Source organism: Ferrovum myxofaciens (genome assembly GCF_000735045.1).
GTDB classification, from domain to species: Bacteria; Pseudomonadota; Gammaproteobacteria; order Burkholderiales; family Ferrovaceae; genus Ferrovum; species Ferrovum myxofaciens.
In genome coordinates, this window is record NZ_JPOQ01000325.1 from 1 (window position 1) to 253 (window position 253).

Annotated in this window: 1 pseudogene; it reads left to right on the plus strand. The window is 49.8% G+C overall.

Going from position 1 to position 253, the window contains the following annotated elements:
• Positions 1–4 precede the first annotated feature (4 nt).
• Positions 5–253: pseudogene (locus IV91_RS0113840) on the plus strand (IS66 family transposase); the annotation flags it as partial.

Here is a 253-nt window from a genome sequence, read left to right on the forward strand (position 1 = left end):
GCTTATCCATGATTGCTGGGCATCCTATTTCAGTTACTCAAACTGCGGGCATGGCCTATGCGGTTCGCACCTGTTGAGAGAACTGACTTTCGTGGTGGAGACCAATCGTTATCGATGGGCGCGCCGAATGAAACGCCTGCTGCAGGCCACCTACAAGCGCGTTTCTGATTGCGAGAAGAAATGCCTTGATGATAGGGAATATGCCCGATTGCTAAAATGCTATCGAAAAATTCTGGAACTGGGCACCTTGGAA